Genomic DNA, 12515 nt, shown 5'->3' with positions numbered 1-12515 from the left:
GATTACGCGGCCTCCTTCAGATGCCGGCGGATGGCCTCGAAGCCGGCCTGGTAAATGTCTTCGGCGACCATGTGGGTGATGCGGGCTGCGTCCTCGGGCTTCGTCGTGAAGCGCGATTCCCAGTGCCAGAACGTGCGGTCGCCATCGGTGACCGGCAGCAGGCGTACATGGGCTACGTAGTTGAACATGGGAATGGGAGTATCGAGCAGGCAGTAACTAAAAGTCTGTTCGAGATCTGAGAGCGCCAGCAACTGCTCGCGCAGCTCCGAGCCGTCCTGCAGCTTGAATCGCCTGATGCAGCCGATCTTGTCGGAGGGGTGCGCGCGCTCGATCGAGGAGGTCGCGACCGCCGGGTGCCAGTGGTCATGGCCATTGAAATCCCGCAGCACGGCCCATGCCGCGTCGGTCGGCGCGTCCAGGATCGTGCTCTTGACGATGTGGGGCACGGCTCAACCTCCAAACACGCGCTTCAGGGCATCGAACCCGCCCTGGAACACGCCACCGCCGATATTGTTGACGAGCTCGCTTTCCCGCTCCGGAGCGCAGTCGAATTCGGCGGTCCACTCCATGAAGGTCTGGTCGCCGTCGGTGACCGGCGTGAGCCGCAGCGTCGCGACATAGTTCTCGACGCCCATGGGGGATTCCAGGATCGAATAAGTGCAGAACATGTCGTAGTCGGAGAGGCCGAGTAGCTTCTCGCGGATGCGGTCGCCGTTGCGCAGGCGGAAATCCCTGACGCAGCCGATCTTGTCGGAGGGCTCGCCGCCCTCGATGCGGCTCTCGGCGATTGCCGGATGCCAGTTTGGCATGCCATTGAAGTCGCGCACCCGCGCCCAAACGCGGTCGTTGCGTGCATTGACGACGGTTGAGACGTAGACGCGGGCCATGATCTAGACCTCAACTCTTCTTGCGCGGGCCGCGCCCGACCGGCGGTTCGCCCTCGGCGGAAGGCGTAGGCGAGGCGGCCGGCTTGTCGCCGCCGCCTTTGCGTGTCGAATCCTTGATGCCCTGCATGTCGCGGGCCTCGCGGATCAGGCCCGGCATCTTGGCGAGGCTGCCGCCTTCGACGCCGATGTCGGACAGGATGGAGTCGATCAGCGGTGCCTGGACGCGGTAGCGCAGCGCCGAGTCGATCACCTCGTCGGTGGCGCTGCGGCCACCATTGCCACCGCCATGGCCGGCGCCGTTGAGGCCGTCGACCTGGAGAATGCGGATGCCCTCGATCTTCTCCATCGGCTTGACGCTCTCGCGCACGATGCCCTCGATGCGGTCGAGCAGCTTTCTGCGGAACAACGAGTAGCGCGCCTGATCGGTCAGCACATTCTCGGCCTCGTTCAGCATCCGCTGCGCCTCGGCTTCGACGGCCGCGCGAACACGCTCGGCTTCGGCGGCAATGCGCGTCTCCTCGGCCTGCTTCTCGGCGAGCAGCACCTCGACCGTCTTACGGCGCTTGGCGATCTCGCTCTCGCGGGCTGTGACAACACGCTCGGCGGCTTCGGTCGCGCGCATGCGCGCTTCCTCGGCGGCGGCGCGCGCGGCGGACTCTTCCAGAGACTTCTGATGGATGGCGATTGCCTTCTCCATCAGGACGGTCTCGACTTCTTTCTCGCGATTGACTTCGAGCTTGCGCAGCTCGCGCTCGCGGCCGATGCGGGCTTCGTCCAGACCACGGTCGGAGGCGATGCGAGCACGCTCGACTTCCTCGCGGGAGGCGATCTCGGCTTCCTGCAAAGATTGCACGCGCGCGACCTCGAGCTGCTCGATCGCGCGACGCCGCTCGATACGCGCGGCTTCCAGCGCCTGTTCGCGCGAGACGTCCGTGGTTTCGACCTCCTTGCGCGCGACGATCTCGGCCTGCCTGACCTGGCGGTCGGCATCGATGCGCTCGGACTTCTTGGTCGATAGCGCGATGACGCGGTCCTCGTCCGCGATCTCGACCGCCTTCTTCTGCTCGATATTGAGCACCTCGCGCTTCTTGGAGGAGTTGATCCGCTCGGCTTCGAGTGCAAGGTCGACGCCGATGCGCTGGCGCTCGATGGCGTCGCGCCGCTTCAGCTCGGCCGCCTCCAAGATGCCGGTCCGCTCGATTTCGAGCGCGCGGGTCTCACGCTCGGCCTGGATGCGCTCGGCGGCAACCGTTTTCTCCTGCGCGATACGCGCGGCCTCGATCGCCTCGCGGGAGGCGATGTCGGCTTCCTCGACAGCGCGGTTGCGGGCGATCTCCAGCGAGCGGACGCGCTCCTCCTGGGCGATGCGCGCCGCCTCCGTCGCTTCGCGTGCCGTGACGCCGGCGATATCCAAGGTCTGGTTGCGATCGATTTCCAATTGCCGCGTGTTCTGCTCGGCGGCGATACGCTCTGCCGCGAGCGTCCGTTCGCGGGCAATGCGGGCGGCTTCGACCGCGCGCTGAGCCTCGATCTCGGCCTCCTGGATGGTACGCACCTGCTGGATTTCCAACGCGCGGGTGCGTTCGTCGGAGGAAATGCGCTCGACATTGACGATCATGGTCTGGGCGATGCGGGCCTTTTCAGTGGCCTCGCGTGCCGCGATTTCGGCCTCATCGACGGCGCGGGTACGCTCGATCTCGCGGCGCCTTGTCTCTTCCTCGTTGGCGATGCGGGCGTCGGTCACCACCCGATCCTGCTGGATGCGGGCCTTCTCGATCGCTTCGCGTGCGGCGAGCTCGGCTTCCTCGACGGTGCGCATCCGTTCGATCTCGCGCTGGCGGACCTCGCGTTCGGATGCGATACGCGTCGTATCGATCGAGCGCTGGTTGGCGATCCGGGTCTTCTCGACCTCCTCGCGGGCGAGCAGCTCCTTCTCTTCGATGGTCCGGGTCCGCTCGATCTCCTTCTGGCGGGTCTCGCGCTCGGAGGCGATACGGGCCTCGGCAATGGCCTGATCGTTGGCAATGCGGGCCTTCTCGATGGCTTCGCGCGCAGAAATCTGCGCCTGCTCGGCCTCGGTCTCGCGCAGTGCGCGCTCGCGGGCGACCTCGGTGCGCTGAAGCGCGCGGCGCATCTCGATGTCGCGTTCCTGCTCGAGGCGCGCGGTCTCGCTTTCGCGCTCGATCTCGAGCGCCTGCCGCTCGGCCTCCAGGTTGCGGGAGCGGATCTTGATCATCGAGTCCTGCTCGATGTCGTTGCGCAGCTTGCGCTTGGCCTCGATGTCCTCCATCAGCCTCGTCAAGCCTTCGGCGTCGAAGCGGTTCGAGGGATTGAAGAATTCGAGGTCAGTCTGGTCGAGATCGGTGATCGCGACCGACTCGAGTTCGAGGCCGTTCTGGGCGAGGGCTTCGGCTGCATTGGTCTTGACGCGTGCGACGTAGTCGCCGCGCCGCTCGTGCATCTCCTCCATGGTCATCTCGGAAGCAACCGAACGGATCGCGGAGATGAACTTGCCGGCCAGCAGGGCGTGGAGCTGCTCCGGCTCCATGGTGCGGCGGCCGAGGGTAGCGGCCGCAATCGAGACGGCTTCGCGGGTCGGCTGCACGCGGACGTAAAAGTCCGCCTCGATGTCGACGCGCATGCGGTCACGGGTGATCACGGCGTCCTGCCTGGAACGTATGATGCCCATCGGCAGCACGTTCATGTTGACCGGCGTGTAGTCGTGGATGAAAGGCAGCACGAAAGCGCCGCCGTTGATCACCACGCGTTCGCCGAGGAAGCCGGTCCGGACGAACGAGACCTCCTTTGACGAGCGATGGTACAGCCAGTTCACGATGTAGACGCCAACCACGATCACGACGATCGCGACGATCAGCCAGAGGATCAATTCACCGACTAGAATCCCCGACATCTTTCCCTCCCTCGAACGTTTCGGCGTTAGCGCGCGCCGATCGCCTTGAATTTGCGTACCTGGTCCGTCATTGCCCGCTCCACGGGCAGGCGCTCCATCGAGGAGGCTCCGTAGAAGCCGTGGCAATAGCGGGTGTTCCTCATGATGAAATCGGCGTCCGCGGGATCCGCGATCGGACCGCCATGGGCGAGCACCAGAATGTCGGGGTTGACGCTGAGCGCGGCTGAGGCCCAGGTGTCGATATGCGCCGGGCAATCGGCAAGCTTCGGCGCGGTCTGCGCGCCAATCGTGCCGCCGGTCGTGAGCCCGAGGTGACAGACGATGATGTCGGCGCCGGCGATCGCCATCGCGGCGGCTTCCTTCTCGCTGAAGACGTAAGGCGTCGTCAGCATGTCCTTCTCGCGCGCCTTCGCAATCATGTCTATTTCCAGCGCGTAGGACATGCCGGTCTCCTCCAGATTGGCGCGGAAGATCCCGTCGATCAGCCCGACCGTCGGAAAGTTCTGTACGCCGGCGAAGCCGAGAGCCTTCAACTGGTCGAGGAAGACGTCCATGTCGCGGAACGGATCGGTGCCGTTGACGCCGGCGAGCACCGGTGTCTTGCTGACCACGGGCAGGACTTCGCTCGCCATTTCCAGCACGATGGCGTTGGCATCGCCGTAGGCCATCAGGCCCGCAAGCGACCCGCGACCGGCCATGCGATAGCGGCCGGAATTGTAAATGACGATGAGGTCGACACCGCCGGCCTCTTCGCACTTGGCGGAGAGACCCGTGCCGGCCCCGCCGCCGACGATCGGCTCGCCGCGCTTTGCCATCTCGCGAAATCGCTTCAGCAGTGCAGCCCGTTCAAACCTGGCCATCGGTCACCTCGCCATTCTCCGGCGCGCCCCGGTGCGTCCGAACAGGGTCTTGAACGCACTGACAATCGTGGAGGCGAACTCGGGATCGTTGATGTTGTTCTTGACGCGGAAGAGCTGGCGATTGCTCGTCTGCCGCACCGTGCGCTCGAGTGCACGGAACAGCGCGGCATCGGCCTCGGGATCCCAGAACGGTCGTCCCTGCGCATCGAGCGCGGAGACGCCCCCCTCAGGGAGGAAGAAGCGCACCGGCCCGTCCATCTGGTTGAGCCGCTCGCCGACCCACCGCCCCATGCGCTCGTTCTCCTCCACGGTGGTCCGCATCAATGTGACCTGCGGATTGTGGACGTGGAATTTGCGACCGCGATAGCGCTCCGGGATGGTGTCGGGCGCGCCGAAATTGACCATGTCGAGTGCACCCACGGAGCCGAGATAGGGGACGCGGCTGCGGATGATCGCGCCGAAGCGATCCTCGGTCGCCGGAAATACGCCGCCCATCAGGAGATCGCAGACTTCCGTCGTCGTGAGATCGATGACGCCGGCGAGCTGGCCTGACTCGACCAGCTTCTCCATCGAGCGTCCGCCGACGCCGGTGGCGTGGAAGACAAGGCATTCGAAATCATCGCGCAGGTCGGCCGCGATCTTCTGCACCGCCGGCGTGGTGACGCCGAACATGGTGATGCCGATCGCGGGCTGGCTTGCGCTCGCGGCGCGCTCCTTCGCCTCGCGCTGGTCGAGACGTGCCTTGACCATGCCGGCAAGCGCGTTGGCGCCGTTGGCCAGCACGGCGCGCGAGATCGAGTTGAGGCCCTGCACGTCGGTGACCGAATACATCATGGTGATGTCAACCGGCCCGACATAGGGGCCGACGTCGCCGGAGGCGACCGAGGAGATGATCAGCTTCGGCACGCCGACGGGGAGGGCCCGCATGCCCGGTGCAACGAGCGAGGCCGCACCCGAGCCGCCGGCCGAGATGACGCCGGCGACGTTGCCCTGGCGGCGCAGCCAGTTGGCGAATGCATCGGCCATCGCTGTCACGGCGACACCGCGGTCGGGGCCAAACACGGCCAATCCGCCGCGGCCGTGGTTCAGCGCGATCTCCTGCGCGGAGACGTCGCAGCTCGTGTGCCTGCCGCTGGTGGAGACGTCGACGAGGCGCGTGCGCAGGCCGCTTTCCGCGATGATGTCTCGGATGAAGCGCAGTTCCGTGCCCTTGGTGTCGAGCGTGCCGACGACCAGCACGACGGGCGGGCCGGAGGTTTGCGCCGCGACCGGCTCGCGCTTGCGCCGCGCGGTTTCGTCGAGCCGCGCGATCTGAGTGGAGAGTGTGCGCGCTGCGGCCTCGATGCGGGCGATCGGCACCGGCTGCGACCAGCGCGTCGGCAGGGTCGGGTTGGAGATGTAGATGCGGATCGGACCGCTCGGACGCGTGGGCTGCGGTGCAGCTTTTCCATCAGAACCGGTCGCTGGAACATCGATGTCCGGCGTAAGCTCGGCATGAATCCCAACGCCAAGCAGACGCTGTTGCAAATCGCGGTCGGCGGCAAGGCGAACCGAATCGATGATGCGATTGATCCGGCCGTTGACCATGATCGCGACGTTGCGCGAGATCGCGGTGGCAACGCCGATGTTCTGCTCGATCACGAGCACGGACATGTCGCCGTCCTCGCCGAGCCGCAGCAGCATGTCCTCCACCTGGCCGACGATGACGGGCGCAAGGCCTTCGGTCGGTTCGTCCATGATCAGGAGCTGTGGATTGGTCAGCAGCGCGCGAGAGATCGCGAGCATCTGCTGCTCGCCGCCGGAGAGCTGGCCGCCGCCATGATCCTTGCGCTCGGCGAGCCGCGGAAACGTGTCGTAGATCCGTTCGACGGTCCAGGCACCAGTGCGGATGCCGCCAGCAAGCTGCAAATGCTCGTCGACGCTGAGTGACCTCCAGAGGCGGCGTCCCTGCGGCACATAGCCGACGCCAAGCCGCGCGATATGCGCCGGTGGCCGCCTCGTGATGTCTTCGCCCCGAATGCGGATCGAGCCGCTGCTCACGGGCACAAGCCCCATGATCGCCTTGCACAGCGTGGTCTTGCCCATGCCGTTGCGTCCCACAACGGAGAACACGCCCGCATCGAGTGCCAGGTCGACGCCTTGCAGCGCGTGCGAATGGCCGTAGTAGACGTCGAGGCCTTTGACCTCGAGCGCGGGGCCGGTGCGGCGGACCTCATTCATGGCCGCCTCCGAGATAAAGCTCCTGGACCTCGGGGTCTGACTGGATCTCCTGCGGCAGGCCTTCCTTGAAGATGCGCCCGTTGTGCATCATCGTGACGCTCTCCACGACGCGCAGCGCGACATCCATGTCGTGCTCGATGATGATGTAGCCGATATGCGATGGCAGCGAGGTCAGGATCTCGATCAGCTCCTGCCGCTCGGCGGGCGAAAGACCTGCGGCCGGCTCGTCGAACAGCACGAAGCGCGGGGCGCCGGCGAGCGCCAGCGCGATCTCGAGCTGGCGCTGCTGGCCATGTGCGAGCTCGGCGACACGCTGATCCCTGACATTCGTCAGATGCACGGCCTGCACGAGATTGTCGGCCGCATGCGTCAGCGCATCATTCTGGCTCGGTCGCAGCAACGAGAAACGCCCGCGTGAGACGCCGCGGCAGGCAAGGTAGACGTTGTCCTGAACGGTGAGGCCGGGGAACAGGGCGGAGATCTGGTAGGTCCGGCGCAGGCCGCGGCGGATACGCTCATAGGGTGGGAAGTGCGTGATGTCCTCGCCGAAGAAACGGATGGTGCCGGAGGAGGGCGGGAAGTCGCCGGTGATGCAGTTGAACAGCGTGGTCTTGCCGGCGCCATTGGAGCCGAGCACCGCGCGCCGCTCGCCGGGCCGCACGGTGATGGTGACGTCGGTCAGCGCGGCGAGCGCGCCGAACAGCCGCGTCACGCCGCGCAGCTCGAGCGCTGCGCCGGCGCCGACGGCGGAGAGGCGATGGGCGACGCTATCCACGACCTCGACCTCCGCTTGAGCGAGGCGAGCTCAGTCGCTGGCGCCAGCGCTGCCACAGGCCGATGACGCCATCCGACGACCAGAACACGATGGCGAGGAAGCCCAGCCCGATCAGCAGCCGGAAACGGTTGCCGTCGAGCCCGATCTTGACCAGGAAGTCGAGCGCGAAGGTGCGCAGCAGCACGAAGATCAGCGCACCGATGTAAGGGCCGATCGGCCGCGTGATGCCGCCGACGATCGCAATGATGAGAATGTCGATGCAGGCGCCGACGCTGACCGAGCCGGGAGATATCTGCCGGTAGTTCCAGACCTGCAACACGCCGGCCAGCGCCGCGACGAAGGATGCGAAGGCGTAAGCCGCGACGCGATGGGCATTGACGTTGAAGCCGAGCGTCGCCATGCGGCGCGGATTGTCGCGCACGCCTTGCAGGGCCAGACCGAACGGCGCCCGCGAGATGTATTCGACCGCGAAGTAGCAGAGCGCGGCGACGCCGAGCACGATGTAATAGAAGGGAATATCGGCGCGCCAGTTGACGCCCCAGAAGCGCGGCGTGCCGACGTTGTTGATGCCGGTGTGGCCGTTGAAGATCGCCCAGTTCTGGTTGGTGAAGTAGTAGAACGCCGCGCCGATCGCGAGCGTGATCATGATGGTGTAGATGCCCTCGGTCCGCACCGCGAGCGCGCCGCCGAGCGAGCCGAACGCGGTGGCGAGCGCGAGCGCCATGGGGACCGCAAGCCACCACGGCCAGCCCAGGCTGATATTGGCGTTGTCGCTGGTGCCGAACACCGCGACCATGTAGGCGGCAAAGCCCGCCACGGTGAGCTGCATCAGGCTGACCATGCCGCCATAGCCAGCGAGGAACATCAGGCTCAGCGCGATGGTGCCGAGGATCAGCGTGGTCGCAAAGATCTCGATCAGGAAGAAGCCGTTGGCGATCAGCGGCATGATCAAAAGGACGATCGCGACGATCCAGGCGGCGGGATTGTCGATCTCCGGCCAGCCACGCAACGCGGGCCGCTGCACGCCGGAGGCGGTGCGAACGGGAACGCGTGCGTCGTGGGTGAGCGACATGTCAGCGCCTCGCGAGCAGGCCTTGCGGCCGGAGTGCCAGCACCAGCACCATGATCAGGAAGGTCACGACGATCGCATAGGTCGGGATGTAGACCGAGCCGAGCTGCTCGGCGAGGCCGATGATCAGGGCGCCGAGGGCGGCGCCCGGGATTGAGCCCATGCCGCCGACGATCACGACCACGAGCGAGGCGAGCAGGAAGCGGATGTCCTCGCCCGGCGAGAGCGATTGAAACGTGCCGCCGACGACGCCGGCAATGCCGGCGAGTCCGGCGCCCAGCGCAAACACCAGTACGAACACGACCTGGATGCGTACGCCGGTCGCGGCGAGGATGTCGCGGTCATCGACCCCGGCGCGGATGATCATGCCGATCCGCGTGCGGTTGAGCGCCAGCCACATCGCGATCCCGATCACCACGGACGCCGCGAAGATCACGAGCCGCACCAGCGGATAGCGCAGATAGACCGGCTCACCTGAGGATTTGAGCGCCGTGATCAGCGGCAGCTCGATGGGGCCGATCAGCCAGCTCGGGGTCGGGATCTGGTAGAAGTCGCCGCCGGCGGCCCACAGCATCAGGTCGGCAAACACGATCGAGAGCCCGATCGTCACCATGGTCTGGCGCAGGTCCTGGCCCTCCATGCGGCGGAAGACGATGACCTGGAGCAGGATGCCGACCAGCGCTGTCAGGATGAAGGCGATGATGAAGCTCAGAATCCACGAGCCGGTCGAGGCGCTGATGGCGTAGCCGACATAGCCGCCGAACAGATAGAGCGAGCCGTGCGCGAGATTGACGTTGCGCATCAGGCCGAAGATCAGCGTGAAGCCGCTCGCGACCAGGAAGTACAGCCCGCCGAGCGTGATGCCGTTGAAGACGGCGTTGAGGAACACCCGCTTGCGGCCGATCGCCTCTTCCAGCCCCGGCGGCCAGACCGCGAAGATCAGCCATAGCGCGAGCGCAATCGCGATGATGACGATCAGCGCCCAGGCGGGATGGCGTTCGACAAAGCGGGTCATGATGGCCGCTCGCTCTTCACCTCGCCCCGCTCGCGGGGAGAGGTCGGAATTTGCGCAACGCGCAAATTCGGGGTGAGGGGAGGGGACCACGGGTCCAACCGCCACCGACCTCGCGGAGGCTCCCCCTCGCCCCAACCCTCTCCCCGCAGGCGGGGAGAGGGGGCAGGCAGACCGTCACCGGCTGCTAGCCCTGCCATGGACGTGCATCTCCCTGGGTTCGCGATCCTCTTTCGGGATCGCGTTCCGTGTATCCTAGCGAGGAGGCGAGGAGGGTGTTTGATCGAGAGTATCTTTTCGCGCGCGGCTTTATGCGCGCAAAACCTTGGCTGCGCGGCGATAATCGGTCGGGGCCATGCCGACATTGGCAGCGAAGAAGCGGGTGAACCCGCTCTGCGAAGAGAAGCCGAGATCGAAGCCAATATCGGCGATCGGCGCTTCGCTCGCGACCAGCGCCTCCAGCGCCTGCTCCATGATCAGCGTGTTGAGATAGAGATGCGGGGTCACGCCGGTCTGGGTGCGGAACAGGCGGTAGAAATGCGGCCGCGACAGGCCGGATTCACGAGCGATGGTGTCGAGCTCCATCTCGGCGCCCGGACTTTCGGACATCAGCTTGATGCATTTGCGCACGCGAAAATCGGTAACGGCGCCGGCCGCGCGGGTATCGCGGGCGATCTCGGCCTGCTGCCAGCTTTCGTCGTAGCAGATGTCGATCAGTCGCCTGAGCTCGGAGTCGAGGCTCGAGAGCGAGGGCGCGCCGCACACCAGCGCCGCGGTCCTGCGGATGTGCTTATCGAGCGCCGGCGTGCGCTTGAATTGGGTGCGGCCGAAACGCAGCCGGTCGGCGCCGGGCGCATCGGGCGCGAACCACTCGGCGTTGACGTAGAGCACGAAGAAGATCGCGCCGGCGTCGAGATCGGAGGGCAGGAAATTGTGCGGTTCCCAGGGGTTGACGGCGACAACGGAAGTTTCATTGAGCTGGAAGCGGCCGTCGCAAACGTCGATGCACGCCGGCATGCCGCCGACATGGAAGATCAGATGACCCTCGCGATGCGCGTGGATGTTGAAAGGGCGGTTCAACTGATAGACCGTCGCCCGACCGAACCGGCCGTGGAAGACGGCGAGCGCCCGGCTCATGCCATCCCCTCCCGATGTTCTGTTGTTTTGCCGTTAGCGTTCAACAACCGGGGAGAGATTGCAAGGGCGGTGAGATCCGCGCCTCGCAAATCGCTCCCCGGTCGCCGCAGTTGCGAACGTGATTGCGTCAGTACTTCTTACATTCCGGTACTGTACGGCTCGGCAGTCCGATCTTGGCGAACACCGCCGGATCGTAGCCGAGGGTCTGGTTCACATTCGGGATCACTTTCACGACCTTCGAGAACAGCGCGCCCTTGCCGTCATCGACGACCTCGGTCACGAAGTTGGTGCCGATTGCCTGGCGGTTGGAGTCGAGCTTGATCTTGCCGTTCGGCGCGTCGATCTCGAGCTTGGCGAGCGCTGCCTTGAACTTCTCCTGGTTGTTGGAGAGGTCGCCGTTGACGGCGCGCAGGCCAAGGATCAGCGCCATGGTCGAGCCGTAATAGTTGGTCGCGAGCAGCGACGGGCTCGGGAAGCGCTTGTTCGGCGGGAAGGCGTCCTGATAATCCTTCACGAACTTCTGCCAGCCGGGATCCTCCCAGGTGTCAGCCTGTCCGCTCGCCGCCAGCGTGCCGATCAGTGCGTTCTTGGCGTTGCCCTTGGAGGACAGGATGGTCTGGTCGATCATGATCGAGCCGCCCATCAGATGCGCCTTGCCGCCGGCCTGCTGGTACTGGTTGAGGAAGTTGACGGCGTCGGCGCCGCCCAAGCCCAGATAGATCGCATCGACATCGTCGGGCAGTGCGGCAATGACCGAGGCAAAGTCCTTGGTGCCGAGCGGTACCCATTGCCGATTGGTGACCTGTCCGCCCATGCCGCAGAATTCGAGCACCAGCCCGAACACCTGCGTGTAGATGAAGGAGTAGTCCTCGCCGACCGTCGCGATCTTGCGATAGCCCTTGTTCTCATAGGCGTATTTGCCGAGGCCGACCTGCCACTGCGCGCCGTCCATGTTGTAGCGGAAGAAGTTCGGCGCGGGATCGACAAAGGTGGTTTCCTGGGCGCCCGAGGCCGCGTTGATGAAGGTCAGCTCGGGATGGGTTTTGGCGAAGTTCTTCACGGCGATGCCTTCGTCGCCGGACAGCGGCGAGAGCAGGATCTGCACCTTGTCTTGCTCGATGAGCTTGCGCACGGCGCGCACGGCGGAGTCGGGCGTTGCATCGGTCGAGGCGATGATGAATTCGAGTTCCTTGTCGCCGACCTTCTTGCCGAGCACGTTGAGCGCGGTCTGATGGCCGCGGATGCCGTCCTCGCCGAGCACGGTGTAGGTGCCTTCGAGGGTTGCGGTGACGCCGACCTTGATCTTCTCCTGAGCCATGGCTGCGCCCGAAAGCAACAGGCTGCTCAGCGCGATGAGTCCCACACTGCCTTTCAACATTGCTCTCCTCCCTTTAGTCGTCATTCTTGTCGTCATTATTTGCCGGTAGCTCGTTGGCACGAGGCTCACGGTTCTTGAATGAAGGCTAACCGAACTCGGATGCAGCGCACGCGTCGGAGCCATGCGTGGCTTAACGGGCAGTCTCATTTTGATTGTTGCGTCGCAAATGGTTCCGCGGTGCAATAGGCGAGGGCGCGCGGTGAGATTGAATCGCGCGCTGCCCAGTAGCGGAGCGCCCGCAAATGGTGTTTTTGGTGCTGGCGAGC

The 12515-nt window shown here is 65.3% G+C and carries 10 protein-coding genes; all 10 read right to left on the bottom strand.

The window, feature by feature from the left end; all coding sequences use genetic code 11:
- Positions 1–2 precede the first annotated feature (2 nt).
- Positions 3–446, bottom strand: a complete 444-nt coding sequence (locus tag NLN62_RS47295) for an SRPBCC family protein (protein ID WP_254113231.1) — start codon at positions 444–446, stop codon at positions 3–5.
- Between the two features lie 3 nt (positions 447–449).
- The gene (locus NLN62_RS47290; RefSeq protein WP_027521173.1) at positions 450–887 is read right to left on the bottom strand and encodes an SRPBCC family protein; all 438 of its coding nucleotides are present in this window, start codon (positions 885–887) and stop codon (positions 450–452) included.
- A 10-nt stretch (positions 888–897) separates the two neighbouring features.
- On the bottom strand, positions 898–3798 hold the full coding sequence (locus NLN62_RS47285; RefSeq protein WP_027521172.1) for a flotillin family protein: 2901 nt from the start codon (positions 3796–3798) through the stop codon (positions 898–900).
- Between the two features lie 26 nt (positions 3799–3824).
- Complete coding sequence (locus NLN62_RS47280) at positions 3825–4658, bottom strand: phosphoenolpyruvate hydrolase family protein (RefSeq protein ID WP_027521171.1); 834 nt, start codon at positions 4656–4658, stop codon at positions 3825–3827.
- A gap of 3 nt (positions 4659–4661) precedes the next feature.
- The gene (locus NLN62_RS47275; protein WP_254113230.1) at positions 4662–6878 is read right to left on the bottom strand and encodes an ABC transporter permease; all 2217 of its coding nucleotides are present in this window, start codon (positions 6876–6878) and stop codon (positions 4662–4664) included.
- Positions 6871–7653: an ABC transporter ATP-binding protein gene (locus tag NLN62_RS47270; protein ID WP_254113229.1), complete on the bottom strand. Its 783-nt coding sequence runs from the start codon at positions 7651–7653 to the stop codon at positions 6871–6873. Before NLN62_RS47270 ends, NLN62_RS47275 begins: the two co-directional genes overlap by 8 nt.
- Positions 7646–8725 carry a branched-chain amino acid ABC transporter permease gene (locus NLN62_RS47265; protein ID WP_254113228.1) on the bottom strand — a complete coding sequence of 360 codons (1080 nt, stop codon included), beginning with the start codon at positions 8723–8725 and terminating at the stop codon, positions 7646–7648. The genes NLN62_RS47270 and NLN62_RS47265 overlap by 8 nt, the downstream gene beginning before the upstream one ends.
- 1 nt (position 8726) lies before the next feature.
- Positions 8727–9737, bottom strand: a complete 1011-nt coding sequence (locus NLN62_RS47260) for a branched-chain amino acid ABC transporter permease (protein ID WP_027521167.1) — start codon at positions 9735–9737, stop codon at positions 8727–8729.
- Between the two features lie 306 nt (positions 9738–10043).
- Positions 10044–10871 (bottom strand): AraC family transcriptional regulator, encoded by an 828-nt coding sequence (locus tag NLN62_RS47255; RefSeq protein WP_027521166.1) that lies wholly within the window; start codon positions 10869–10871, stop codon positions 10044–10046.
- A gap of 127 nt (positions 10872–10998) precedes the next feature.
- Positions 10999–12249 carry an ABC transporter substrate-binding protein gene (locus NLN62_RS47250; protein WP_254113227.1) on the bottom strand — a complete coding sequence of 417 codons (1251 nt, stop codon included), beginning with the start codon at positions 12247–12249 and terminating at the stop codon, positions 10999–11001.
- Between the last annotated feature and the right edge of the window lie 266 nt (positions 12250–12515).

The organism is Bradyrhizobium sp. CCGUVB23, from assembly GCF_024199885.1.
Taxonomy (GTDB): Bacteria; Pseudomonadota; Alphaproteobacteria; order Rhizobiales; family Xanthobacteraceae; genus Bradyrhizobium.
This window is presented reverse-complemented; position numbering and strand designations above follow the sequence as displayed.

What these genes read in the sequence shown, in the direction of transcription:
- NLN62_RS47290 (WP_027521173.1), bottom strand. Translation starts at nt 887, where the DNA reads ATGGCCCGCGTCTACGTCTCAACCGTCGTCAATGCACGCAACGACCGC.
- NLN62_RS47285 (WP_027521172.1), bottom strand. Translation starts at nt 3,798, where the DNA reads ATGTCGGGGATTCTAGTCGGTGAATTGATCCTCTGGCTGATCGTCGCG.
- NLN62_RS47280 (WP_027521171.1), bottom strand. Translation starts at nt 4,658, where the DNA reads ATGGCCAGGTTTGAACGGGCTGCACTGCTGAAGCGATTTCGCGAGATG.
- NLN62_RS47275 (WP_254113230.1), bottom strand. Translation starts at nt 6,878, where the DNA reads ATGAATGAGGTCCGCCGCACCGGCCCCGCGCTCGAGGTCAAAGGCCTC.
- NLN62_RS47265 (WP_254113228.1), bottom strand. Translation starts at nt 8,725, where the DNA reads ATGTCGCTCACCCACGACGCACGCGTTCCCGTTCGCACCGCCTCCGGC.
- NLN62_RS47260 (WP_027521167.1), bottom strand. Translation starts at nt 9,737, where the DNA reads ATGACCCGCTTTGTCGAACGCCATCCCGCCTGGGCGCTGATCGTCATC.
- NLN62_RS47255 (WP_027521166.1), bottom strand. Translation starts at nt 10,871, where the DNA reads ATGAGCCGGGCGCTCGCCGTCTTCCACGGCCGGTTCGGTCGGGCGACG.
- NLN62_RS47250 (WP_254113227.1), bottom strand. Translation starts at nt 12,249, where the DNA reads ATGTTGAAAGGCAGTGTGGGACTCATCGCGCTGAGCAGCCTGTTGCTT.